The sequence below is a fragment of the Streptomyces sp. NPDC029151 genome (genome assembly GCF_055564315.1).
On record NZ_JBVHWQ010000008.1, the window covers coordinates 176,889 to 200,697 of the forward strand.

The following is a 23,809-nucleotide window of genomic DNA, read 5'->3' on the forward strand; positions in this document are numbered from 1 at the left end:
GCGTCATGTGTGGCGCGGTGAACAGTGGGCCCCCATCGTTCTTGCGATGATCGGGCGGTGACCAGGATGGAGCAATACCCCTACCAGCCGCCCGAACCGCGCCGGCAGGACGACCCGGCGCACGGCGGCGGACACGGCCGCAACGCCCATGGAGGCAGCCGTGCGGCCGCTCCTGCCCCTGGTCGCTCGCACGACGGGCACGGCCGTCCTGGCGGCCACGGTTCCTCGAACGGGCCTGGTCACTCTCATGGCCACAGTCACAGCCACGGGCCCGCCGCCCCCGTGTCCAAGCACCTGCGCAAGGTCATCGCGGCGGTCCTGGTCCCCTTCACCGCGGCAGTCCTGGTCGGCCTCGTGGTGCTCTGGCCCGGTCAGGCCCCGTCGCACAAGCGCACGGGTGTCGGCTTCGACCGGCAGACCCAGCAGGCCACGGTCACCCAGGTGGTCGGGGTCAGCTGCACGTCGGTGAACGCCTCCGGCGGCACCCCGACCGGCGACACCGCCACCGCCGAGGGCTCCTCGGCGCGGCAACAGGCCGACGGCACCTGCAAGAAGGCGACCGTCCGGGTCGACACTGGCAAGGACAAGGGTCGTACGTTCACGGAGATCGTGCAGCCGGACCAGTCGCGGCAGCTGCGTCAGGGCGAGAAGGTGGTGGTCGCCTACGAGCCCTCGGCCCCCAGGGAACTGCAGTACGCGGTGACCGACGTGAACCGGAAGCTCCCCATGGCGCTGCTCGCGGGCATCTTCGCGGTGGCGGTCGTCGTGGTGGGCCGGCTGCGCGGTGTCATGGCACTGGTCGCCCTGGCCGTGAGCTTCCTGGTGCTGACCCTGTTCATCCTGCCCGCGATCCTCGAGGGGTCGAACCCCCTGGTGGTGGCCGTGGTCGGAGCGAGCGCCATCATGCTGATCGCGCTCTACATGTGCCACGGCCTGTCGGCCCGTACCTCGGTGGCCGTGCTGGGCACCCTGATCTCCCTGTCACTGATCGGCGTGCTCGGCTCGCTGTTCATCGGCTGGGCCGCGCTGACCGGCAACACGGACGACAACACCGGTCTGATCCACGGCCTGTACCCGTCGATCGACATGAGCGGCCTGCTGCTGGCCGGCGTCATCATCGGTTCGCTCGGCGTCCTGGACGATGTGACGGTGACACAGACCTCGGCCGTCTGGGAGCTGCACGAGGCCAACCCGTCGATGGGCTGGCGCGGCCTGTACCGGGCGGGCATCCGCATCGGCCGCGACCACATCGCGTCCGTGGTCAACACCCTCGTCCTCGCCTACGCCGGTGCCGCACTGCCGCTGCTGCTGCTGTTCTCGATCGCGCAGAGCAGCGTCGGCACCGTGGCCAACAGTGAGCTGGTGGCCGAGGAGATCGTGCGCACACTGGTGGGCTCGATCGGTCTGGTCGCCTCGGTTCCGGTCACCACGGCCCTGGCCGCACTGGTGGTGTCGGCCGACCGGCCCGGCCCGGGCACCCCGGCTCCCGTGGGAGCGCAGCCCGCATCGGCCCGTGGTGGCCGGGGCCGACGCCGAAAGCGGTGAGAGGGGAGGGGTGAAGTGCGCGAGACGGGCGAGGGGCAGCGGGAAGGCTTTCGGTACGCCCCCATCCTCGCCCCCCCTCTGCAGAAGCGTTCCTGCACTGGTCCGTCCGTCACGGCGCAGCGGTCCTCCACCCCGTGTCATGACGCTTCAGCCGGCGCTCTGTTCCTCGGCCAGGATGCGGTCCAGCGCCTCGTCCAGGTGAGCGTCGAAGTCGGCCAAGGCACCCTCCTGTCCAAGCGGGACGAGCTTGTCCGTGCGATCGAGGAAGGCCACGAGCGGCGGCGCCGACGAACGGAACAGGGCCTGGTCACAGCCGACCTGAAGCCGGATCAGAACCTCACCCAGTACGTCGGTGTCGGCAGGGGCGATGTGCACGTCCCCCTCCCCGCACGGGCGGCCGACCCCGTCGATCAGCAGTTCCCGCCCGAAGGCCCAGGTCACCGGCGCATCACCGGGAAGATGAAAGGTGAGCCGTACGGCGTAGGGATCACAGGTCTCGTAGCGCAACTCCACTGGGATGCGGAAGGACAGCTCCTCCGACACGAGAAAGCTCATCATGACTTCTGCCTGCACGGACTCGCGCATCGCCTACCCCGTCATATGACATCGACTGGCCGGGATTGATCCCTCTGACCGTGGACAAATCTTGCTGAAAGTACTCGACAGATCACAAGGAGTAAGTTTTCAGATACTGATAGAGAGCGTGAGCGAGCCCAGATGCAGCCCGATCTCCGCCTGCAGCCGGTGCGCCGCGGGCAGCAGCCGGTCCGCCTGGTGGGCGGGGAGGGAGATGGCGACGGTGGCCGCGGTGGTACCGACCGTGAGCGGTACCGCCGCGCAGACCGTCCCGACCGCGTACGCCTGGCGCTCCACCACCGGCTCCATGCGCCGCGCGCGGGCCAGCCGCCGCAGCAGCGCGTCGTTGTCCCGCACGGTGTACGGCGTGAGGGGCCGCACGGGATAGCGGTCGAGATGGTCGCGCCGCGCGTCCTCGTCCAGCTGGGAGAGCAGGCACTGCCCGATGGCGTGCGCGTGGCCGGTCTCGCGGAAGTCGGCCCACTCCTCGACCGCGGGCGCCTGACGGGACTCGGCGACGCACATGACCTCGATCTCGCCGTCCCGGTACATCGCGTAGTACACCGGCACACCGATGGAATCCCGCCAGTGCGCGAGCGTGTCCGCCACCGTGCTGCGACGTTTCTGCTGCGCCCCGCTGCGGCCCAGCCGCTCCGCGGCCTCCCCCAGGAAGAACAACCCCTTCTCACGGCGCAGATAACCCTCGTGCACCAGGGTCCGCAGCAGGTGGTACGCCGTGGGCAGCGCTAGCCCGGTCTCGCGGGCGAGTTGTTTGGCGGGGGCGCCGTATGCGTGGGCGGCCACGGTCTCCAGCAGGCGCATGGCGCGCTGCACGGACCCGATGAGCGTGGAGGTGGGCGCGTCGGCGGCCGGTGTCCGCGGCCGGGCGGTGCCGGGCGGCGGTGTGGGAAGGCCCGCGGCACGCGGGACGCCGGTGACGTCCGCCGCGTGCGGCTGGCCGGGAACGACCGGCGGAGCCGGGCGCTGGACGGGGGGCGTACAGAGGCGCGGTGGGGCGGGTGGTGCCTGGGGTACTGCCGGGGCGGTGTCAACCGTGGCCAAGGGTCACTCCCGAAGCGCGAGGGGGAGCCCGTGCGGAGAAGAGCACGGCGGGGTCAGCGTCACCCACGGGGCCGGGCCCCGCGGGGGTTCCGGACTTTAACCGCCCGCCCCCGCGCACAGATGCGGTCCCGGCGAAACTTCCCTCCCGCGAGGGAACCGGCACTCCGTCATGGATGACCGGCTCCCGGATGCCTCACCAGTCGCTGCGGGAGGAGGAGTTCCCCATGAACTTGCGCACGACGTAGATCAGTCCGCCGACCAGGGCGACGAAGACCAGCACCTTGAACAGCACGCCGATCACGAAACCGACCACGCTCGCTATCAGGCCGCCGAACACGACCAGGGCGATGACCGGCACCGCGACCCACTTCACCCACCACGGCAGCCCCGCGAAGATCTCTCGCATGCCCTCGTCCTTTGCGTCTCGTGCGTTGTCGGTGTTCCGCACTCGATGCTAGGGCCGCGCGGGGCCCGAACGGGGGCCTCGCATCCCTTGTCTCCCCCTGACCCGTCCCCTAGGGAACCCCGGGGGTCCGGCTCACGCCTCGGGCGGAGAGAACACCACGAGCACCCTGAGGTCCTCGCTGATGTGGTGGAACCTGTGGGCGACTCCGGCGGGCACGTACACGATGCTGCCCCGCGCCACCTCGGTCGTCTCCAGGCCGACCGTGACCGAGGCCCGGCCGCTCACCACGAAGTACACCTCGTCCTGGTTGTGCGGCTTCTGCGGGTCGTGCTCGCCCGCGTCCAGGGCGTACAGGCCGACCGACATGTTCCGCTCGCGCAGGAACTGCAGGTAAGCGCCCTCGTTGGCGGCGCGTTCCGCCTCCAGTTCGTCCAGCCGGAATGCCTTCATCGTCGCTGCCGCCCTCGCCTCACTGCTCGCTCTTCCGCTGCTCACCGCCGTACCTCTCGCCGCCCGTACGGCCAGGGACCGTCCGGTCTGCCACGATCAGACACATGAAGAATTTCGTAGTCAAGACGATCGTCAACGCGGGCGCTCTGGCGGTCGCGGTATGGCTGCTCGACAAGATCACGCTCACCGGTGACAGCACCGCCAAGAAGGCCGGCACGCTGATCGTCGTCGCTTTGATCTTCGGCTTGGTCAACTGGCTGGTCAAGCCGGTCGTGAAGGTGCTCACCTTCCCCCTCTTCATCCTGACGCTGGGCCTGATCACCCTGGTGGTGAACGCCCTGATGCTGCTGCTGACCTCCTGGGTGTGCGGCAAGCTCGACCTGAGTTTCCATGTGGAGGGTTTCTGGACGGCCGTTCTGGGCGGTCTGATCGTCTCCGTCGTCTCCTGGGCGCTGCACGTCGTCCTGCCCGACGAGGACTGACCCCCTCATGACGTACCGCGTCTGTTTCGTGTGCACCGGGAACATCTGCCGCTCCCCGATGGCCGAATCCGTCTTCCGCGCGCGCGTGGCGGAGGCCGGGCTCGAGGACCTGGTGGCGGCCGACAGCGCCGGTACCGGCGGTTGGCACGAGGGCGAGCCCGCCGACCCGCGCACGGTCTCCGTCCTGGAGGAGCACGGCTACGACAGCGAGCACACGGCCCGCCAGTTCCTGCCGTCGTGGTTCGCCCGCCTCGACCTCGTGATCGCCCTGGACACCGGCCATCTCAAGGCCCTGCGTCGCCTCGCGCCCACGGAGGAGGACGCGGGCAAGGTCCGCCTGCTCCGTTCCTTCGACCCCGCCGCCGGCGACGACCTCGATGTGCCCGACCCGTACTACGGGGGGCGGGACGGCTTCGAGGAGTGCCTTGAGATGGTGGAGGCGGCGAGCACCGGCGTGCTCGCCGCCGTACGGGAAGAACTGGAAGGACGGGCCGCATGAGCGACGCCACGAAGGACGAGGGCCGCACCGGCGACGGCACGCGCGCGGTACGGGCGGGGCTGCCCGAGCCGGTCAAGCACGAACCGACCCTGCCCGGACCGGTCTTCGCGGCACACTTCCACCTGCCCGGCGAGGCCACGGGCTCGTACCTGTACGGTCGCGACGACAACCCGACCTGGACTCTGCTGGAGCGGGCGGTCAGCGAGCTGGAGGCGCCCGGGCGGGAGGACACCGAGACGCTGGTCTTCGCCTCCGGCATGGCGGCGATCTCCGCCGTGCTGTTCTCGCAGCTGCGCGCGGGGGACGCGGTCGTGCTGCCGTCCGACGGCTACCAGGTGCTGCCGATGGTCGGCGCCCAGCTGGAGGCGTACGGCGTCGAGGTGCGCACCGCGCCGACCGGCGGGGACGCCCAGCTGGAGGTGCTCGACGGGGCGCGGCTGCTGTGGATCGAGTCCCCGTCGAATCCCGGGCTCGACGTGTGCGACATCCGGCGGCTGGCCGAGGCGGCACACGCGCGGGGCGCCCTGGTGGCCGTCGACAACACCCTCGCGACCCCGCTCGGGCAGCGCCCGCTGGAACTGGGTGCCGACTTCTCCGTGGCCAGCGGCACCAAGCAGCTCACCGGGCACGGTGACGTCCTGCTGGGTTACGTCACCGGCCGCGACGCCGAGGCGATGGCCGCCGTACGCCGCTGGCGCAAGATCGTCGGTGCGATCTCCGGGCCGATGGAGGCCTGGCTCGCGCACCGGTCCATCGCCACGCTCCAGCTGCGCGTCGACCGGCAGAACGCCACGGCCCTCACGGTCGCGGAGGCGCTGCGAGAGCGGCCCGAGGTCTCGGGCCTGCGCTACCCGGGCCTGCCCGACGACCCCGCGCACAAGATCGCGGCGCAGCAGATGCGTCGCTACGGCTGTGTCGTCTCCTTCACGTTGCCCACGCGCGCGCGAGCCGAGCGTTTCCTCGCGGCCCTGCGACTGGTGGAGGACGCGACCAGCTTCGGCGGGGTACGGTCCACCGCCGAACGCCGTCGCCGCTGGGGCGGGGACGCCGTCCCGGAGGGCTTCATCCGCATGTCCGTCGGCGCGGAGGACCCGGAGGACCTGGTGGCCGACGTGCTGCGCGCCCTGGACGAGTCCGCGGAGTGAGCACGGGGCGGTCGCGCGCCGAGCCGTCCGGACGGTCCGAGCCTCCCCCCTCGTGGCTCGGACCGTCCGTGGCTTTCACGGGGAACGACCCCACCCACAAGGCTAGTTGACTCTGTGTCAGTGTTCAATCACGCTAACGGCAGAGGGTGCCGGCCTTGCTGCGGACCTCTGACGTTCCCGATCTACGGACCGTGCTCTACGGGCCGTGCTCTTCCTGTGCGGTCACCGGGGCCGGACTCGCGGCCCTGCCCGCTATCCGTGCGCCCGGCCCCGGCGCCGGGCGTGATCGCCACCCTGCATGATCCGGCGGTGCCGTCGCCGCCACGGCCTGGTGCCGACACCGTCGACCGGGGGCGTACGCGCTGCGGTCGTGTCGTGGCGCTTTGCGATGTTTCACGTGGAACCAGCCGGGCCACATTTCTCCCATGACCGTCCGACCCGTGGTCAAGCGCACCGCCCGTGCCGTTCTGCTGGACGGTGAGGACCTGATCTTGATCAAGCGCACCAAGCCCGGTGTCGATCCCTACTGGGTCACTCCCGGTGGCGGAGTCGAACCTGGGGACTCGACCGTCGTGCACGCCCTGCACCGGGAGGTGTACGAGGAACTCGGCGCCAAGATCACCGACGTGGTGCCGTGCTTCGTGGACACGGTGGAGCACATCGGTGAGGACGGAGGCTCCACCGGCGTCAAGGTGCAGCACTTCTTCGTCTGCCGGCTGGAGTCCATGGACCCGGCCCTGCGCCACGGTCCCGAGGTGGAGGAGCCGGCCGGTGAGTACGAGATCGTCCGCGTCCCGTTCACCCGTGTCGGCATCGCCTCCGTCCACCTCGTCCCGCTGTCCCTGCGTCACTATCTCGACGGGAACATCGAGGGGGTCCGCGCCATGCACGCTCCTGATCTCGGATAGGCGGCCACCCGGGAGCGGCGAGCAGTCCGTCCGCCGTACCGGGCCCTATCCGACCAGCTCATAGGCATCCCACAGGTCCCGGCCTGTGTAGGAGTGGGTCGCGAGCCCGGCCAGGTGGGCATCGGCGTTGACGGCCACGGACACCGGTACGGCGGCAAACAGCTCCGTGTCCGACGACGAGTCGCCGTAGGCCACGCAGTCGGCCCGCGTCAGACCGAACTCCGCGCACAGACGGTCCGCGATGGTCACCTTGGCGGCGGCGCTGAGCACCCCGGACGGGTCGACAGGCTCGGTGAACGGTACGGCCGGGAAACGCGACCCATGTGCCGCGTGGGCGCCCCAGTCGAGGAGGAGCTCCACGAAGAAGGAGGGCGAGAGGGACACCACCGCGCAGTATTCGCCCACGCTTCTGATCTGCGCCCAGACCTCACGGATCCGGGCCAGCCAGGGAGCCGCCTCGAACGCGGCTCGCACATGGGCCTCGGTCAGCTCCGCCCAGAGGGCGTGGACCTGGGCAGCGTACTGCGGGGGACCGATCCGGCCCGCCGCGATCGCGCGCTCCAGCGCCACCGTCTCCGTCTCCAGGCCCAACTGGCGGGAAATCTCCACCGGCGCGGTGGTGCCGTGCAACAGCGTGCCGTCGAGATCGAAGAGATGAAGTCGCGCCATGGCGCAGAGGCTAGTGGGCCGCCGATGTTTCACGTGAAACACCCGCCGCTTTCGATCAGCCGTGCGCATGGCTACGACTTGGCCAAAAGCACGTGCGTCCGCATCGAAACCGGTGGACGGCGAGGGTGCCGGTCGGAGAGCCTGACCTGCGTGCCGACTCCTTCCCTCGCTGCTCTGCCCGTCCGCCGCCTGACGCTTCGCGATCTGACTGACTGCGCCGACCTGTCCGAGGACCGGGGGTGGCCGCGCGAGGAACACAAGTGGGGCCTTCTGCTCTCGGCCGGGAAGGGCTACGGCATCGATGACCCGGAGGGCGGCCTCGTCGCCGCGTGCGTGGTCACGGAGTACGGCGCGTGGGAGCGGCCGGATCTCGGCGCCATCGGCATGGTTCTGGTGGCTGGACGCCACGCCCGTCAGGGCATCGGGCGCCGCCTGATGCGGCACGTCGTGTCGCTCATGGGAACCACCCCGCTGACCTTGCACGCCACGCCGTACGGTCGCCCCCTCTACGAGGAGCTGGGTTTCAAGGTGACAGGTCGGGCGGAGATGCTGAGGGGCAGCTTCACACCCGGTGGACCGGAACCCGCGGTTGTCACGCGCGCCGCCACCGCGGAGGACCTGCCCGCGATCCTGCGTCTCGACGAAGAGGTGTTCGGCACCGACCGCACGCCCCTCATCACCCGCTTGCCCGCCTTCGCCGATCAGCTGCGGGTGGCCGAGGAGGACGGACGGCTCATCGGCTACACAGCCGCGTGGCCCAACATGGACACCCATGTCGTCGGCCCGCTGATCGCCCGGGACACGGAGACCGCCAAGGCGCTGATCGCTTCGCTGGCGGCGCGTACCGCGCGCCCGCTGCGCACCGACATCGACGTGCGCCACGAGGAGCTGCTGACCTGGGCGAAGGAGCGGGGGCTTTCATCCGTCGCTTTCAACTCGGTGATGACCTACGGCATCTCCGAGCTTCCGGGGGACTGGTCCCGGCGGTTCGCGCCTCTGACGGTCGCCGCCGGCTGAGCCCCGGAGCTCATGACGCCGGCCCCACCGCTCGGAGGCGGTGGGGCCGGCGTCATGAGGTCGGGGCGTAACCCGGACGAGATGCGGGTCAGACGGCCTGTGGCTCAGACGAGCGCCTGCACGGCCGCCGTGGCGAAGCCGTGGTCCTGCTCCGGCGCACCGCCACCGACACCGATCGCACCGATCAGCCGGCCGTCGCGGTGGACGGGGATGCCGCCCGCGATGAACAGCAGGGGCCGGTCGAGGGCCGTGGGCAGCGTGTGGAAGAGGCCGCCGGGCTGGACGGCGTCCACCAGGTCGGCGGTGGCCGCGTTCAGCTGCAGGGCTGTGTAGGCCTTGCGGGTGCTGGTCTCACCGGAGATCAGTACGGCCCGGTCGTCGCGGCGGAAGGCGAGCAGGTGGCCGCCGGCGTCCAGGACGGTGACGCTGACGGTGACTCCGGCGTCCTCGGCCGCCCGGCGGGCCGTGGCGACGAGCAGCTCGGCGTCCTCGATGGTGAGCGGGGTGACGGCGGTGGTGCTCATGGAGCTGTCTCCTATTTGGTGCTGGTGCGGGATGCTGCCGTACCGGAGGGCGCTCCGGTACGGACGTCTGTCGATGAAGGGGGGCGAGGCGCCCGCGGTGCGGGCGGCTCAGTGGTGGACGGCGGTCCGCTGCCCGGCCGGCGTCCCGGAGACCGTGGCGGCGCCGTGCGCACGGTCGCGGCGCTCCAGGGCGGCCGAGAGGACGGCGAGGACCAGAGCGGCGGCGGCGAGGGCGGCGCCGACCCAGTTGGGGGACGTGTAGCCGAGGCCGGCCGAGATCACCAGGCCGCCGAGCCAGGCGGACAGGGCGTTGCCCAGGTTGAAGGCGCCGATGTTCACCGCCGAGGCGAGCGTCGGGGCGCCGTGCGCCTGGTCGAGGACGCGCTTCTGCAGCGGCGGCACGGTGGCGAAGCCCAGCGCGCCGATCAAGGCGACGGTCACCGCCGCGGTGATCTTGTTGTGAGCGGTCAGTGTGAAGAGCGCCAGGACGACCGCCAGGGCGCCCAGGGACACGTACAGCATCGGCATCAGGGCGCGGTCGGCGAACTTGCCGCCGACGAGGTTGCCGCCGACCATGCCGAGGCCGAACAGGACCAGCAGCCAGGTGACCGATCCGTCGGCGAAACCGGCGATGTGGGTCATCATCGGCGCGATGTAGGTGATGGCCGCGAAGACACCCCCGAAGCCGAGGACGGTCATCGCCATGGCGAGCAGGACCTGCGCGTTCTTGAAGGCGGCCAGCTCGTGGCGCAGGTGGACGCCCTCCGGCCGCGGCAGCTCGGGGACCAGCTTGGCGATACCGGCCAGGCCGAGAACGCCGAGGCCGGCGACGACGGCGAAGGTGACGCGCCAGCCGATGCTCTGTCCGATGAACGTGCCCAGCGGGACGCCGACGACATTGGCGACGGTCAGACCGGTGAACATCATGGCGATGGCGCCGGCCTTCTTGTGGGGCGCGACCAGCTCGGCCGCGACGACGGAGCCGATGCCGAAGAAGGCACCGTGGGCGAGCGAGGCGACCACCCGTCCGATCAGCATGATCGCGAAGGTCGGAGCCACGGCGGAGAGCAGGTTTCCGGCGACGAACAGGCCCATCAGCAGCATCAGCATCCGCTTGCGCGGGACCTTGGTGCCGAGCACGGTCATCAGCGGAGCGCCGATGACCACGCCGAGCGCGTAGCCGGTCACGAGCAGGCCCGCCGTGGGGATGGAGACCCCGAAATCGCCCGCGACCTCGGGCAGCAAGCCCATGATCACGAACTCGGTCGTTCCGATTCCGAAGGCCCCGATCGCGAGGGCCAGAAGCGCGAGAGGCATGGAGGGGTACACCTTCCCAGACGATTGCAGGAGCGCTTTGCGTTCGTTCACAATAATTGCAGACGCGGACTAAATGCAACCGCTGGCTATTGCGCCCGTGCTCTACCCTTGGGATGCAGCCGCTCCGGGACGGAGGAGAACGCCAATGACAGCGACGGACCCCGCGCTCACTGCCCTCGCACAGGGCTGGTGCGCCCTCTCTGCGCTGCACGGGAGGATCGAGGCGCACATCGAGCGCGCCCTGCAGGCCAAGCACGATCTGAGCGTGCGCGAGTACTCACTGCTGGACGTGCTCAGCAGGCAGCACGACGGCGAGGGCGGGCACCTGCAGATGAAGCAGGTCGCCGACGCGGTCGTGCTCAGCCAGAGCGCCACCACGCGCCTGGTGACCCGGCTGGAGGACCGCGGCCTCCTGGAGCGCTATCTGTGCCCCACCGACCGGCGTGGCATCTACACCAACGTCACCTCGGCGGGTCTGCGCCTGTTGGAGGAGGCCCGGCCCACCAACGACGCCGCCCTGCGCGAGGCCCTCGACGACGCTGCCAGGAACCCTGAACTCGCCCCCCTGGTCCGCGCGGTGGAGTCGCTGAACGTCCCCGCATAGGGTGCCCGCATGGGAGATCTTGAAATACGCGCCGCGACCGCCGACGACCTGCCGGCGATCGTCGCTATGCTCGCCGATGATCCGCTCGGTGCCCAGCGTGAGTCCCCCGACGACCTGACGCCGTACCGGACCGCGCTGGAGCGCCTCGCCACCGACCCGAACCAGCATGTCGTCGTCGCCGTACGCGATGGCCGCGTGATCGGAACCCTCCAGCTCACGATCATCCCGGGGCTCTCGCACAAGGGGGCCACCCGGGCGCTGATCGAGGCGGTCCGTATCCACGCCGACGAGCGGGGCAGCGGGCTGGGCAGCCAGCTGATCGAATGGGCGATCGACACCGCGCGGCGGCTCGGCTGCCGGATGGTGCAGCTGACGTCGGACAAGACGCGCATCGACGCACACCGCTTCTACGAGCGGCTGGGCTTCTCCGCCTCGCACGAGGGCTTCAAGCTGTCCCTGTGATCTGCGGCTGCGCGCCTGCAGCACCTCGATGCGACCGGGGGTGTGTTTCACGTGAAACATACCCCCGTGACCGGTGGCTAGCCGATACCCCGCCATCCCTCCGGATCCACACCCCCGGGCACCGACGACCCGGGCTCGTACGGCTGTCGGGTGAACGCGAACGAGCCAAGATCGAGATGGCTCAGGGATCCATCCGGACGCCGCACGGGCCGCAGCAGCTCACCGGCGTAATAGCCCTCCAGTCCCGTCCAGGTGCCGTCGCCGTTCGCCCGGAACCGGGCCCGGCGACCGCCGCCCGCCAGGGGCGCAAGTGCGAGAAGGCCGTCGGCGGTCGCGCGCAGGCCGAAGGCATGAGTCCCCCAGTACCACTGCCCCACCAGCTCCAGCACCGCCGGATCCACCTCCCGCAGTGGCCGCCAGGGCTCGGGGATCCGTGGCTCGGCCTCCGCGACGATCCGGACCAGGTCCGCTCCGACGGCCCCCACCAGCAGACCGCTGGTGCAGTTGGCGAGCACCACCGCGGCCACATCGTCGTCCACGCTGATGGTGACGTTCGCCAGAAAGCCCGGCAGGGATCCGGAGTGCCCGACGAGCAGCCGGCCGTCCCGGCGCTGAATCTGCATGCCCAGCCCGTACGCGGCTCCGTCCAGCACATCGGCGGCCTCGGCGGGCGCGGCCGGGGTGCGCATCTCCCGTACCGACTCCGCGCTCAGGACGCGGTCGTCCCCCCGGGCCAGGAACGCGGCGAACCGTGCCAGGTCCCCGGTGGTCGACCAGAGCTGGCCGGCCGGCGCCATCCGGCCCAGGTCCTCCAGCGGCTCGGGCAGCATGGCGTCGGCCCACGGGTGCACGGCCCAGCCGCCCGCGTGCGGAGGCACCGGCTGCGAAGTGGTCCGGTGCAGTCCCAGGGGCTCCAGGATCTCGTCGCGCAGCACCTCCTCCCAGCCAGCGCCGCGCACTGCCTCCACCAGGGCACCGAGCAGGGTGTACCCGGGGTTGGAGTAGTGGTGCCGTCGGCCGACGGGGTGCACCAGGGGGTGCTCCCCGAGCACATCGCTCAACTCCGGCCGCAGGGAACCGGGCGTCCGCTCCCACCAGGGCGCGGGCGTCTCGGCCGCCAACCCCGCCGTGTGGGCGAGGAGTTCCGCGATCGTCGCCTCCCCCACGCCGGTGCCCGGCAGATGCTTCTCCAGCGGATCACCGAGGTCCAGCAGGCCCTCGTCACGCAGCCGCATCACCAGAACGGCGGTGAAGGTCTTGGTGATGGACCCGATCCGGTACTGGACGGTCTCGTCCGGTCCGTGCCCGTCCACCGAGGTCCGCGCCCCGTGCCAGACCGCCTGCCCGTCCCGTACGACGGCGGCCACCAGCGACGGTGCCCGTCCTTCGGCCTGCGCGACGGCGATGCGGTGCAGCAGGGCGCGGCGGGTGCCGGGCAGCAGCGCTTCCTGAGTTGTCGTCATGGGCCCAGTCCACCCGGTGCGGAGGCGGGCGTCGAATCCATTTGCCGTACACAGGTGACCGGCCCCGGCTGTAGGGACTCACTGCTCGGGACGAGTCGTTGTTGCTCTACCCGGGCGTTCCCGGCTGCCTCACGGCCTTGTCACCCACGATCAGTGTCGAGCCCGTGGTATCCGATGAGTTTTCCGAGCCGCGCCGGTCTGTACGCCGGACGGTCACGGACGGCCGGACGGTCACGGACGGAAGGCTGGACCATGCGAAAACTGATCTACGGCATGAACCTGACTCTGGACGGCTACATCGCCGCGGCCGGCGACGACATCGGCTGGAGCGGACCGCCGAGCCACGAGCTGTTCCAGTGGTGGCTCGACCACGAGCAGGCGAGTTGCCTGTCGCTGTACGGGCGCAAGCTGTGGGAGACGATGAGCTCCTACTGGCCGACCGGCGACCAGCAGCCGAACGCCACCCCGGCGGAGATCGAGTTCGCCCGGAACTGGCGGGACACGCCGAAGGTGGTGTTCTCCTCGACGATCGACGAGGTCGACTGGAACACCCGCCTGGTCACCGACGACGCGATCGCCGAGATCACCCGGCTCAAGGCCGAGGACGGCGGCCCCATGAACATCGGCGGGGCAACGCTTGCCGGGGCGGCCATGCGCGCCGGGCTGATCGACGAGTACGTGATCGCCACCCATCCGGTCCTGGTGGGCGGCGGCACGCCGTTCTTCACCGCGCTGGACAGCTGGGTGAACCTGAACCTGGTGGAGACGCGGCCGTTTCCCGATGGCGTGGTCCTGACCAGGTACGAGACGAGGCACTGAGCAGCAGCACACCACCCGCTCTCGTCTCACGACATCGGCAGCGAGCCCTTCCACCCCTGTTGGATCAGGTCTGGGCCATGTCGACGAAGCGGGAGTAGTGGCCCTGGAACGCCACCGTGATGGTCGCCGTCGGGCCGTTTCGGTGCTTGGCGACGATCAGGTCGGCCTCACCCGCCCGGGGGGACTCCTTCTCGTAGGCGTCCTCGCGGTGCAGCAGGATGACCATGTCGGCGTCCTGCTCGATGGAGCCGGATTCACGCAGGTCGGAGACCATCGGCTTCTTGTCGGTGCGCTGCTCGGGGCCACGGTTCAGCTGGGACAGCGCGATGACCGGGATCTCCAGCTCCTTCGCGAGCAGCTTGAGGTTACGGGACATGTCCGACACCTCCTGCTGACGGCTTTCGGCGCGCTTGGAGCCACCGGACTGCATCAGCTGGAGGTAGTCGATGACGACCAGCTTCAGGTCGTTGCGCTGCTTGAGGCGCCGGCACTTGGCGCGGATCTCCATCATCGACAGGTTCGGGGAGTCGTCGATGTACAGCGGTGCGGCCGACACGTCGGGCATCCGGCGGGCGAGCCGCGTCCAGTCCTCGTCGGTCATCGTGCCGGACCGCATGTGGTGCAGGGCGACCCGGGCCTCCGCGGACAGCAGGCGCATCGCGATCTCGTTGCGGCCCATTTCGAGCGAGAAGATGACGCTCGGCAGGTTGTTCTTGATGGAGGCGGCCCGCGCGAAGTCCAGGGCGAGGGTGGACTTACCCATGGCGGGACGGGCCGCGATGACGATCATCTGGCCCGGGTGGAGGCCGTTCGTCAGCGAGTCGAAGTCGGTGAACCCGGTGGGCACGCCCGTCATCTCGCCACTGCGCGAGCCGATCGCCTCGATCTCGTCCAGGGCGCCTTCCATGATGTCGCCGAGCGGGAGGTAGTCCTCGCTGGTGCGCTGCTCGGTGACCGCGTAGATCTCGGCCTGGGCGCGGTTGACGATCTCGTCCACGTCGCCGTCGGCCGCGTATCCCATCTGCGTGATGCGCGTGCCGGCTTCGACCAGGCGGCGCAGGACGGCCCGCTCGTGGACGATCTCCGCGTAGTACTCGGCGTTGGCCGCCGTCGGCACCGTCTGGACGAGGGTGTGCAGATACGCGGCGCCGCCGACCTTGTTGATCTCGCCGCGCTTGGTGAGTTCGGCGGCGATGGTGATCGGGTCGGCCGGCTCGCCCTTGGCGTAGACGTCCAGGATGGCCTGGTAGATCGTCTCGTGCGCGGGCTTGTAGAAGTCGTGGCCCTTGAGGATCTCCACGACGTCCGCGATGGCGTCCTTCGACAGCAGCATGCCGCCGAGGACCGACTGCTCGGCGTCCAGGTCCTGGGGCGGCACCCGCTCGAAGGCGGAGCCTCCGCCGTCCCAGCCGCTGTTGTCCCGGCCCCGGTCGTGCTGTTCGTCACGACCCCGGCCGCCGTCACCACGCCGACGGGAGGCCGGCAGACGATCACTGGGTCCGCTGTCGGCCCACGGATCGTCCAAGGGCTCGGAAATGCTCACCGAGCCACCTCCTCCCGTCCGCACGGCGGACCTCGCCGTGGCCTCTTTTGTACGGCACGACACTGACAACTAAGAGGCCCAACTCCGGTTCTTGCGACGTCGGATTTGTGACGATTCCCCGGCCGGAAGAAGGACGCTTGCCGGGCCGGGGGAAGGAGCGGGCGCCGGACAACCGTAGGCCCGTCGGCACCGTCAGCCAATCTGGTTATCCACAGGCCATGTGGACGACCGGCCCGATGCTGTGGAGAACTCGGCGAAACCTGTGCACGACTCGGTGGAAAGCCCTGTGAACAAGCCCTCGATCTCCCCACCGCCAAGCCACTGACCTGCGCCTTTATGATCCACCGGCTGTGCAGAGAAAAAACTTCCCCAGTCGGGCCAAGATCGCATCGAACGGCGCCCGAAAGGACACGGCCCGCAGGAAAAAGTAAGGATCACTAGCCAGTTGCATCACTTACCTGTGGACGATTAGATTGATGCTCATGACACAGGCTCCGGAGATCCCCAAGGCCACTCGACGGCAGCACGACCGAGAAATCGTCGCGCTGGCCGTCCCGGCCTTCGGCGCGCTCGTCGCCGAGCCTCTCTTCGTCATGGCGGACAGTGCGATCGTCGGCCATCTCGGCACCGCTCAGCTTGCCGGTCTCGGCATCGCCTCGGCGCTCCTCACCACCGCCGTGAGCGTCTTCGTCTTCCTCGCCTACGCCACCACGGCCGCCGTCGCCCGCCGAGTCGGAGCCGGTGATCTCCCGGCGGCCATCCGCCAGGGCATGGACGGCATCTGGCTGGCGCTCCTGCTGGGCCTCGCCGTGATCGCCGTCGTCCTGCCCCTGGCCCCCGGCATCGTGGACCTCTTCGGCGCCTCCACGACCGCGAGCCCCTACGCCACCACGTATCTGCGCATCTCCGCGCTGGGCATCCCCGCCATGCTCGTCGTCCTTGCCGCGACCGGAGTACTGCGCGGGCTGCAGAACACCAGGACCCCGCTCTACGTCGCCGTCGCCGGCTTCATCGCCAACGCCGCCCTCAATGCGGGACTCGTCTACGGCGCCGGGCTCGGCATCGCCGGCTCCGCATGGGGCACGGTCGTCGCGCAGTGCGGCATGGCGGCCGTCTACCTCATCGTCGTCGTACGCGGGGCCCACCGGCACGGGGCCTCACTCCGGCCGGACGCCGCCGGCATCCGGGCCTCGGCCCAGGCCGGCGTGCCTCTCCTGGTCCGCACGCTCTCCCTGCGAGCGAACATCATGATCGCCACAGCGGTAGCCGCTCATCTCGGTGACGCCGACATCGCCGCGCACCAGATCATCCTCTCCCTGTGGAACCTGCTCGCCTTCGCGCTCGACGCGATAGCGATCGCGGGACAGGCCATCATCGGCCGCTACCTCGGCGCGGACGACGCCCCAGGGGCACGCCTGGCCTGCCGCCGCATGATCCAGTGGGGCCTCGCGACCGGTGTCGTACTGGGCCTGATCGTGGTGGCCGCACGGCCGCTCTTCCTGCCGTTGTTCACCAGCGACTCGGGGGTGAAGGGCGCCGCGCTGCCGGCCCTGCTGCTCGTGGCACTGTCGCAACCCGTCTGCGGGATCGTCTTCGTCCTGGACGGGGTCCTGATGGGCGCGGGCGACGGTCCCTACCTGGCCTGGGCCATGGTCGTCACCCTGGCGGTGTTCGCTCCGGTGGCGCTGCTCGTTCCCACGCTCGGTGGCGGGCTCACCGCCCTCTGGGCGGCGATGACGCTGATGATGACGATCCGGCTGCTGACCCTGTGGCTGCGGGCCCGTTCAGGCCGCTGGATCGTGACCGGCGCAACCCGCTGACCGTTTCACAGGCGCACTGACCGTTTCACGTGAAACATGCCTTCAGGAGAGCGACGCCCTCACAGGAAGGCACGCATGGGAAAGGGGCCGCCCCAAAGGGTGCGGCCCCTTTCACTGGCTCAAGCGAGCGCAGCGATCACGCGGCGATCAGGCCGCGACGACCTCGATGTTGACCTTGGCGGCAACCTCGGGGTGCAGACGCACGGACGTCTCGTGGGCGCCCAGGGTCTTGATCGGAGCGGACAGCTCGATGCGGCGCTTGTCGACCTCGGGGCCACCGGAAGCCTTGATCGCGGACGCGATGTCGGCCGGGGTGACGGAACCGAAGAGACGACCGGCGTCGCCGGAGCGGACGGCCAGGCGGACCTTGACGCCCTCGAGCTGGGCCTTCACCTGGTTGGCCTGCTCGATGGTCTGGATCTCGTGGATCTTGCGAGCACGACGGATCTGCTCGACGTCCTTCTCGCCACCCTTGGTCCAGCGGATAGCGAACTTCCGCGGGATCAGGTAGTTGCGAGCGTAGCCGTCCTTGACGTCGACGACGTCGCCGGCCGCACCGAGGCCGGAGACCTCGTGGGTGAGGATGATCTTCATGAGTCGGTCACCCTTCCCTTAGCGCGCGGTGGACGTGTAGGGCAGCAGCGCCATCTCACGGCTGTTCTTGACGGCCGTGGCGACGTCACGCTGGTGCTGCGTGCAGTTGCCGGTCACGCGGCGGGCACGGATCTTGCCGCGGTCGGAAATGAACTTCCGCAGCATGTTCGTGTCCTTGTAGTCCACGTACGTGACCTTGTCCTTGCAGAAAGCGCAGACCTTCTTCTTCGGCTTGCGCACAGGCGGCTTCGCCATTGGTGTTTCTCCTGTGTGATCAAGAAGTTGGGGTACGACCCGCCCTCGACCCGGACCGGCCCGGAGGCCTGGCCCGAAGGCCTAGAAGGGGGGTTCGTCCGAGTAGCCGCCGCCGTTGCCGGAGCCGCCGCCCCAGCCGCCGCCACCCTGGTTGCCACCGGCGGGAGCGCCGGTCGCCCACGGGTCGTCGGCCGGAGCGCCGCCGCCCTGCTGGCCGCCACCGGAGCCTGAGCCCCAGCCGCCGCCCTGCTGGCCGCCGCCGCCGCCGTAACCACCCTGGCCACCGCGAGCGCCACCGGCGGTCTTGGTGACCTTGGCCGTGGCGTTGCGCAGGCTGGGGCCGACTTCCTCGACGTCCAGCTCGTAGACCGTGCGCTTGACGCCCTCGCGGTCCTCGTAGGACCGCTGCTTCAGCCGGCCCTGCACGATGACGCGCATGCCTCGCTGGAGCGACTCGGCGACGTTCTCCGCCGCCTGGCGCCAGACCGAGCAGGTCAGGAAGAGGCTCTCGCCGTCCTTCCACTCGTTCGTCTGGCGGTCGAAGGTGCGGGGGGTGGACGCGACACGGAACTTCGCGACCGCCGCACCGGACGGGGTGAAGCGCAGCTCGGGGTCGTCGACAAGATTGCCGATGACCGTGATGACGGTCTCGCCTGCCATGGGGGAACCTCTCGGCGGGTTTGCTGCTCTGGCTGCTTGGTTGCTGCTACTCGAATCCCGAGATCAGCTGAGCGGGAGCGCTCAGTGGGTCTCGGGGCGGAGGACCTTGGTCCGGAGGACCGACTCGTTCAGGTTCATCTGGCGGTCGAGCTCCTTGACGACCGCAGGCTCGGCCTGCAGGTCGATGACCGAGTAGATGCCCTCGGGCTTCTTCTTGATCTCGTAGGCGAGACGACGACGGCCCCAGGTGTCGACCTTCTCAACCTTGCCGCCGCCGTCACGGACGACGGACAGGAAGTTCTCGATCAGCGGGGAGACAGCGCGCTCCTCGAGATCGGGGTCGAGGATGACCATCACCTCGTAGTGACGCATGTGGAACCCACCTCCTTTGGACTCAGCGGCCACGGTCGTTCCGTGGCAGGAGGGTTGTGATGCGTACGCAACGGTATCGGCCACCACTGACAATCAGGGCCCCCTCAGGGGACCCGGGCCAGTGTGACCTGGACAGGTCTGGGCAGACACCAGTGCAGACGGTACAGACTACCCGCACACCCGCGTCCGGTTGAAATCCGGGCGTGGAGGCCCACAATCTGTACCCATCGGGTGTGTACGGCGCTACGATGCGCCGCTTCCGCAGGAGGTGCCCATGGCACAGGCATTGCGACCCAACACCGCCGGTTCCCTGTTCGCCACGGACGGCAAGCCCCATCCGCTGCAGGACGCCCTGATGGCGACCACATTCGCGCTGGGCCTGCTGGCCTTCGTCACATGCTTCTTCCACAGCCTCCACCTGCTGAGTTCCTGGGCGGGCCTGGTGGCACTGGCAACAGGCGTCTACGGGCAGTGGATCTCGGTGACCACGAGGCAGCGGTTCTTCCTCATCCTGGGTCTCGGTGCCGCAGGCGTCGGTTTCCTGATCGGCATGGCGCACGGCGGCCTGTTCGGCGGGCTGATCGGCTGATCCGCCGGGTTCAAGGGCCATACGCCCAGTCGGGGCGCTCGCACGGCGCAGTAGGCTTCGGCGCGAGAGCCGGAGCCCCTGTACCCATGGGGACACACCAGCCCGAGGAGCGCCCCGAATGAGCCTGACCCTGAGGACCATCAGTCGCGAGCAGCATCTGGCATTCATCCAGAGCCTGCCGGCGGCGAGCCACATGCAGGTCCCGGCCTGGGCAGATGTGAAGGCGGAGTGGCGCTCGGAGAACCTCGGCTGGTTCGACCGCAGCGGCCAGCTGGTCGGCGCGGGCCTGGTCCTCTACCGCCAGCTGCCCAAGATCAAGCGGTACCTCGCCTACCTGCCCGAGGGCCCGGTCATCAACTGGTACGCGCCGAACCTGGACGACTGGATCCAGCCGATGCTGGCGCACCTGAAGCAGCAGGGTGCCTTCTCCGTGAAGATGGGCCCGCCGGTGATCATCCGCCGCTGGAACGCGGAGACCATCAAGAAGGGCATCCAGGACCCGGACGTCAAGCGGCTGCGCGACCTGGAGGCCGACTTCATCGAGCCGCGCGCCTTCGAGGTGGCCGACAAGCTGCGCCGGATGGGCTGGCAGCAGGGCGAGGACGGCGGCGCCGGCTTCGGTGACGTGCAGCCCCGTTACGTCTACCAGGTGCCGCTGGCGAACCGCTCCCTGGAAGAGGTCCACAAGAACTTCAACCAACTGTGGCGCCGTAACATCAAGAAGGCCGAGAAGGCGGGCGTCGAGGTCGTCCAGGGCGGCTACCAGGACCTGCCCGAGTGGCAGCGGCTGTACGAGATCACGGCCGTCCGCGACCACTTCCGGCCCCGCCCCCTGTCGTACTTCCAGCGCATGTGGACGGCCCTCAACACCGAGGACCCGAACCGCATGCGGCTGTACTTCGCCCGCCACAACGGCGTGAACCTGTCCGCGGCGACGATGCTGATCGTCGGCGGACACGTCTGGTACTCCTACGGCGCCTCCGACAACATCGGACGCGAGGTGCGGCCGTCGAACGCCATGCAGTGGCGGATGCTGCGCGACGCCTACGCGATGGGCGCGACCGTCTACGACCTGCGCGGTATCTCCGACTCGCTGGACGAGACCGACCACCTCTTCGGTCTGATCCAGTTCAAGGTCGGTACGGGCGGCCAGGCCGCGGAGTACCTCGGCGAGTGGGACTTCCCGCTGAACAAGCTGCTCCACAAGGCGCTCGACATCTACATGTCGCGCCGCTGAGCCGCGGGCGTTTGATTCCATAGCCTTCACAGCTCACACACCTTCGATCCACCCCAGCCACGAGAAAGGTTCCGGGTCCGGCCATGGCGCTCACGCTCTACGTCGACACCGCGCGCTGGCGGGCGCACCACAAGCACGTGCAGGAGCAGTTCCCGGGACTCGTCCCGGTCTGCAAGGGCAACGGCTACGGCTTCGGGCACGAACGGCTGTCGGAGGAGGCCACACGGCTCGGTGCGGACCTGCTCGCCGTCGGCACCACCTACGAGGCCGCGCGCATCAAGGACTGGTTCGGCGGTGACCTGCTGGTGCTCACCCCGTACCGGCGCGGCGAGGAGCCGGTGCCGCTGCCCGACCGGGTGGTCCGCTCGGTGTCGTCGATCGACGGTGTGTACGGCCTCGTGGGCGCCCGTGTGGTCATCGAGGTGATGTCCTCGATGAAGCGGCACGGCATCAGCGAGCAGGACCTGCCCCAGCTGCACCAGGCCATAGAGAACATCCGGCTGGAGGGCTTCGCCATCCACCTGCCGCTGGACCGCACCGACGGCTCGGACGCCGTCGAGGAGGTCATCGGCTGGATGGACCGGCTGCGCGCGGCACGGCTGCCGCTGCACACGATGTTCGTCAGCCACCTCAAGGCCGACGAGCTGGCCCGGCTCCAGCAGCAGTTCCCGCAGACCCGGTTCCGCGCGCGCATCGGCACGCGGCTGTGGCTGGGGGACCACGAGGCCACCGAGTACCGCGGCGCCGTCCTGGACGTCACGCGCGTGGCGAAGGGTGACCGGTTCGGCTACCGGCAGCAGAAGGCGGCCTCGGACGGCTACCTGGTGGTCGTGGCGGGCGGTACGTCGCACGGGGTGGGCCTGGAGGCTCCGAAGGCCCTGCACGGCGTCATGCCGCGCGCCAAGGGCGTCGCACGCGCCGGGCTCGCCACGGTGAACCGGAACCTTTCTCCGTTCGTCTGGGGCGGAAAGCAGCGCTGGTTCGCCGAGCCGCCGCACATGCAGGTCTCGATCCTCTTCGTGCCCTCGGACGCCCCCGAGCCCCAGGTGGGCGACGAGCTGGTGGCCCACCTGCGGCACACCACCACCCAGTTCGACCGTCTCGTGGACCGCTGAGCCGTCCGGGACGACGTGAAGGCCGTATCCGGAACGCCCGGATACGGCCTTTTTCACGACCTCGCCAACGGCTGTTCGCTCAGGGCGAACGGTCCTGGTGGGGCGGCGTCTCGGGCTGCCCCCAGCCGACCTGCGGTGTCTCGAAGTGGGTGGCGTGCCGCGGCGGATGGGTCGCCGCGCCGAGCACGAACGCGTCTTCCGCTCCGTCGAGCACTCCGCCCGAGGGATCGTCGTCACCGGACCGGCGCACCACGTCCCGTTCCGGCATGAGGATGTCCCGTACGACGACGGCGCACAGGTACAGCGTGCCCGCCAGGTGCACCGCGATCGCCCAGTGGTAGCCCTGCGCCGGCAGGCCCTTGTGGGCGTCTCCGCTGGTCGTGTAGGCGAGGTACAGCCAGATACCCAGGAAGTACGCCACCTCGCAGGCCTGCCAGATCAGGAAGTCCCGCCACTTGGGCCGGGCGAGGACGGCCAGCGGCACCAGCCACAGGACGTACTGCGGGGAGTAGACCTTGTTGGTGAGCACGAAGGCGGCCACCATCAGGAACGCCAGCTGGGCGAAGCGCGGGCGGCGCGGGGCGGTGAAGCCCAGCGCCGCGATGCCGAGGAAGCACAGCACGACCAGCACCATGGCCGCGGTGTTGACGAAGTCGGTGCTGGGCGGGGTGCTGGTGTTCTGCGCCCAGATCAGCCAGAAGGAGCCGAAGTCGACTCCACGCTCCTTGCTGAAGGTGTAGAACTTGGCCCACCCCTCGCGGATGTGGAAGCCCGTCGCGTCGTGCGTGAGCATGACCGGCAGGTTCACCACGAGCCAGGCGACCACCGCGCCGGCCAGGGCCTGGAAGAACGCGCGCCACTTGCCCGCCCGCCAGCACAGGACCAGCAAGGGTCCGAGCAGGACGACCGGGTACAGCTTGGCGGCCGTGGCGAGCCCCAGGAGGACACCGAACGCGACGGCCCGGCCCCGCGCCCACATCAGCATCGCGGCGGCGGTCAGTGCCACCGCCAGCAGGTCCCAGTTGATGGTCGCCGTGAGCGCGAAGGCGGGGGCGAGGGCGACCAGCAGACCGTCCCAGGGGCGCCGGCGATGGGTGCGGGCCACGCATACGGCGATCACGGCGGCGCACACCATCAGCATCCCCGCGTTGACGAACCAGTACCACTGCTCCTGGTGCTGGATGCTGCCGCTGTGCGGGGTCAGCCAGGACGCCACCTCCATGAACACGCCGGTCAGCACCGGATATTCGAGGTAGTCCATGTCGCCCGGGAGCTTGTCGAAGTACGGCACGAGATGGTCGGCGAATCCGCGGCCCTGATAGAGGTGCGGAATGTCCGAATAACAGGCGTGTGTGTACTGACTGCTCGCGCCGAAGAACCAGGCGCTGTCGTAGCAGGGTGCCTTCTGGACCAGGCCGAGGGCGAACATGCCGATCGCCACGAGCGCCACGACCCGTACCGGGGTCCACCAGGAGGTCCCGAGCAGGGCGCGCCGCCCCAGGGGGCCGCCGATCAGCTCACTGCCGGCGGCGGCGACCTCGTCCTCCCTGGTCGGCTGCACCGTCTCTGCCACGGCGGTCCGCACGGGCTCGGGCTCGTGCCTGCTCGTGGGCGTCATCTCTGCACTGGGCATGGGGCACATCCTGCCGTACCTGTCTGGGAAAACACCGAGGGCC

General features: G+C 69.6%; 27 protein-coding genes. 13 read left to right on the plus strand and 14 right to left on the minus strand.

Annotated elements, in window-relative coordinates:
* The first annotated feature begins 66 nt into the window (after positions 1-66).
* Entirely contained in the window at positions 67-1,545 is a 1,479-nt protein-coding gene (locus ACZ4VF_RS27950; protein ID WP_467929652.1) for a YibE/F family protein, read from the plus strand.
* A 147-nt stretch (positions 1,546-1,692) separates the two neighbouring features.
* On the opposite strand, the gene ACZ4VF_RS27955 is transcribed toward ACZ4VF_RS27950, so the two are convergent.
* The 4 genes from ACZ4VF_RS27955 to ACZ4VF_RS27970 all read right to left on the minus strand — a co-directional run bounded on the left by ACZ4VF_RS27955 (position 1,693) and on the right by ACZ4VF_RS27970 (position 4,039).
* Positions 1,693-2,130 (minus strand): SsgA family sporulation/cell division regulator, encoded by a 438-nt coding sequence (locus tag ACZ4VF_RS27955; RefSeq protein ID WP_467929371.1) that lies wholly within the window; start codon positions 2,128-2,130, stop codon positions 1,693-1,695.
* Positions 2,131-2,229: 99 nt separating this feature from the next.
* Positions 2,230-2,955, minus strand: a complete 726-nt coding sequence (locus ACZ4VF_RS27960) for an IclR family transcriptional regulator (protein ID WP_467929372.1) — start codon at positions 2,953-2,955, stop codon at positions 2,230-2,232.
* Between the two features lie 421 nt (positions 2,956-3,376).
* Complete coding sequence (locus ACZ4VF_RS27965) at positions 3,377-3,589, minus strand: DUF5326 family protein (RefSeq protein ID WP_467929374.1); 213 nt, start codon at positions 3,587-3,589, stop codon at positions 3,377-3,379.
* Between the two features lie 132 nt (positions 3,590-3,721).
* Positions 3,722-4,039: a cupin domain-containing protein gene (locus ACZ4VF_RS27970; protein WP_467929654.1), complete on the minus strand. Its 318-nt coding sequence runs from the start codon at positions 4,037-4,039 to the stop codon at positions 3,722-3,724.
* A gap of 104 nt (positions 4,040-4,143) precedes the next feature.
* Between ACZ4VF_RS27970 and ACZ4VF_RS27975 the strand changes: the two genes are divergently transcribed.
* The 4 genes from ACZ4VF_RS27975 (at position 4,144) to ACZ4VF_RS27990 (ending at position 7,073) form a co-directional block, all read left to right on the plus strand.
* Positions 4,144-4,521 carry a phage holin family protein gene (locus tag ACZ4VF_RS27975; protein ID WP_467929375.1) on the plus strand — a complete coding sequence of 126 codons (378 nt, stop codon included), beginning with the start codon at positions 4,144-4,146 and terminating at the stop codon, positions 4,519-4,521.
* Positions 4,522-4,528: 7 nt separating this feature from the next.
* Positions 4,529-5,020 carry a low molecular weight protein-tyrosine-phosphatase gene (locus tag ACZ4VF_RS27980; RefSeq protein ID WP_467929376.1) on the plus strand — a complete coding sequence of 164 codons (492 nt, stop codon included), beginning with the start codon at positions 4,529-4,531 and terminating at the stop codon, positions 5,018-5,020.
* Positions 5,017-6,165: a cystathionine gamma-lyase gene (locus tag ACZ4VF_RS27985; protein ID WP_467929378.1), complete on the plus strand. Its 1,149-nt coding sequence runs from the start codon at positions 5,017-5,019 to the stop codon at positions 6,163-6,165. Before ACZ4VF_RS27980 ends, ACZ4VF_RS27985 begins: the two co-directional genes overlap by 4 nt.
* A gap of 425 nt (positions 6,166-6,590) precedes the next feature.
* Positions 6,591-7,073, plus strand: coding sequence for an NUDIX domain-containing protein (locus ACZ4VF_RS27990; protein WP_467929379.1), 483 nt, complete (start codon positions 6,591-6,593; stop codon positions 7,071-7,073).
* Positions 7,074-7,118: 45 nt separating this feature from the next.
* Here the strand turns inward: ACZ4VF_RS27990 and ACZ4VF_RS27995 are convergent, their stop codons facing one another.
* Entirely contained in the window at positions 7,119-7,742 is a 624-nt protein-coding gene (locus ACZ4VF_RS27995) for an HAD family hydrolase (protein ID WP_467929380.1), read from the minus strand.
* A 150-nt stretch (positions 7,743-7,892) separates the two neighbouring features.
* Here ACZ4VF_RS27995 and ACZ4VF_RS28000 point away from each other — a divergent pair, with 150 nt between their 5' ends.
* Positions 7,893-8,759 (plus strand): GNAT family N-acetyltransferase, encoded by an 867-nt coding sequence (locus tag ACZ4VF_RS28000; RefSeq protein WP_467929655.1) that lies wholly within the window; start codon positions 7,893-7,895, stop codon positions 8,757-8,759.
* A gap of 104 nt (positions 8,760-8,863) precedes the next feature.
* Here ACZ4VF_RS28000 and ACZ4VF_RS28005 read toward each other — a convergent pair whose 3' ends face one another.
* Positions 8,864-9,283, minus strand: coding sequence for a GlcG/HbpS family heme-binding protein (locus ACZ4VF_RS28005; RefSeq protein ID WP_467929382.1), 420 nt, complete (start codon positions 9,281-9,283; stop codon positions 8,864-8,866).
* Between the two features lie 108 nt (positions 9,284-9,391).
* Positions 9,392-10,600 carry an MFS transporter gene (locus ACZ4VF_RS28010; RefSeq protein WP_467929383.1) on the minus strand — a complete coding sequence of 403 codons (1,209 nt, stop codon included), beginning with the start codon at positions 10,598-10,600 and terminating at the stop codon, positions 9,392-9,394.
* A 145-nt stretch (positions 10,601-10,745) separates the two neighbouring features.
* On the opposite strand from ACZ4VF_RS28010, the gene ACZ4VF_RS28015 reads away from it, so the two are divergent.
* Together ACZ4VF_RS28015 and ACZ4VF_RS28020 are read left to right on the plus strand one after the other, a co-directional pair.
* Positions 10,746-11,204 (plus strand): MarR family winged helix-turn-helix transcriptional regulator, encoded by a 459-nt coding sequence (locus ACZ4VF_RS28015; protein ID WP_467929384.1) that lies wholly within the window; start codon positions 10,746-10,748, stop codon positions 11,202-11,204.
* Positions 11,205-11,213: 9 nt separating this feature from the next.
* The gene (locus tag ACZ4VF_RS28020; protein WP_467929386.1) at positions 11,214-11,666 is read left to right on the plus strand and encodes a GNAT family N-acetyltransferase; all 453 of its coding nucleotides are present in this window, start codon (positions 11,214-11,216) and stop codon (positions 11,664-11,666) included.
* Between the two features lie 77 nt (positions 11,667-11,743).
* Here the strand turns inward: ACZ4VF_RS28020 and ACZ4VF_RS28025 are convergent, their stop codons facing one another.
* Entirely contained in the window at positions 11,744-13,129 is a 1,386-nt protein-coding gene (locus ACZ4VF_RS28025; RefSeq protein ID WP_467929387.1) for a serine hydrolase domain-containing protein, read from the minus strand.
* 252 nt (positions 13,130-13,381) lie between these two features.
* Between ACZ4VF_RS28025 and ACZ4VF_RS28030 the strand changes: the two genes are divergently transcribed.
* Positions 13,382-13,948, plus strand: coding sequence for a dihydrofolate reductase family protein (locus ACZ4VF_RS28030; protein ID WP_467929388.1), 567 nt, complete (start codon positions 13,382-13,384; stop codon positions 13,946-13,948).
* A gap of 64 nt (positions 13,949-14,012) precedes the next feature.
* Here the strand turns inward: ACZ4VF_RS28030 and dnaB are convergent, their stop codons facing one another.
* Positions 14,013-15,491, minus strand: coding sequence for a replicative DNA helicase (gene dnaB / locus ACZ4VF_RS28035; RefSeq protein ID WP_467929390.1), 1,479 nt, complete (start codon positions 15,489-15,491; stop codon positions 14,013-14,015).
* A gap of 482 nt (positions 15,492-15,973) precedes the next feature.
* Between dnaB and ACZ4VF_RS28040 the strand changes: the two genes are divergently transcribed.
* A complete protein-coding gene (locus tag ACZ4VF_RS28040; protein WP_467929391.1) occupies positions 15,974-17,311 on the plus strand; it encodes an MATE family efflux transporter in 1,338 nt (445 codons plus the stop codon).
* A 147-nt stretch (positions 17,312-17,458) separates the two neighbouring features.
* Here the strand turns inward: ACZ4VF_RS28040 and rplI are convergent, their stop codons facing one another.
* From rplI to rpsF, 4 genes are all read right to left on the minus strand, one after another.
* Positions 17,459-17,905: a 50S ribosomal protein L9 gene (gene rplI, locus ACZ4VF_RS28045; protein ID WP_189984877.1), complete on the minus strand. Its 447-nt coding sequence runs from the start codon at positions 17,903-17,905 to the stop codon at positions 17,459-17,461.
* 18 nt (positions 17,906-17,923) lie between these two features.
* The gene (rpsR, locus tag ACZ4VF_RS28050) at positions 17,924-18,160 is read right to left on the minus strand and encodes a 30S ribosomal protein S18 (RefSeq protein WP_003949403.1); all 237 of its coding nucleotides are present in this window, start codon (positions 18,158-18,160) and stop codon (positions 17,924-17,926) included.
* Positions 18,161-18,241: 81 nt separating this feature from the next.
* On the minus strand, positions 18,242-18,820 hold the full coding sequence (locus ACZ4VF_RS28055) for a single-stranded DNA-binding protein (RefSeq protein WP_467929392.1): 579 nt from the start codon (positions 18,818-18,820) through the stop codon (positions 18,242-18,244).
* Positions 18,821-18,901: 81 nt separating this feature from the next.
* Entirely contained in the window at positions 18,902-19,192 is a 291-nt protein-coding gene (gene rpsF, locus ACZ4VF_RS28060) for a 30S ribosomal protein S6 (RefSeq protein ID WP_014673750.1), read from the minus strand.
* 274 nt (positions 19,193-19,466) lie between these two features.
* Here rpsF and ACZ4VF_RS28065 point away from each other — a divergent pair, with 274 nt between their 5' ends.
* From ACZ4VF_RS28065 to ACZ4VF_RS28075, 3 genes are all read left to right on the plus strand, one after another.
* Positions 19,467-19,781, plus strand: a complete 315-nt coding sequence (locus ACZ4VF_RS28065) for a hypothetical protein (protein ID WP_467929394.1) — start codon at positions 19,467-19,469, stop codon at positions 19,779-19,781.
* Between the two features lie 118 nt (positions 19,782-19,899).
* Entirely contained in the window at positions 19,900-21,018 is a 1,119-nt protein-coding gene (locus tag ACZ4VF_RS28070) for a lipid II:glycine glycyltransferase FemX (RefSeq protein WP_467929396.1), read from the plus strand.
* Between the two features lie 83 nt (positions 21,019-21,101).
* The gene (locus ACZ4VF_RS28075; RefSeq protein WP_467929398.1) at positions 21,102-22,133 is read left to right on the plus strand and encodes an alanine racemase; all 1,032 of its coding nucleotides are present in this window, start codon (positions 21,102-21,104) and stop codon (positions 22,131-22,133) included.
* Positions 22,134-22,212: 79 nt separating this feature from the next.
* On the opposite strand, the gene ACZ4VF_RS28080 is transcribed toward ACZ4VF_RS28075, so the two are convergent.
* On the minus strand, positions 22,213-23,766 hold the full coding sequence (locus tag ACZ4VF_RS28080) for a glycosyltransferase family 87 protein (protein ID WP_467929399.1): 1,554 nt from the start codon (positions 23,764-23,766) through the stop codon (positions 22,213-22,215).
* Positions 23,767-23,809 lie beyond the last annotated feature (43 nt).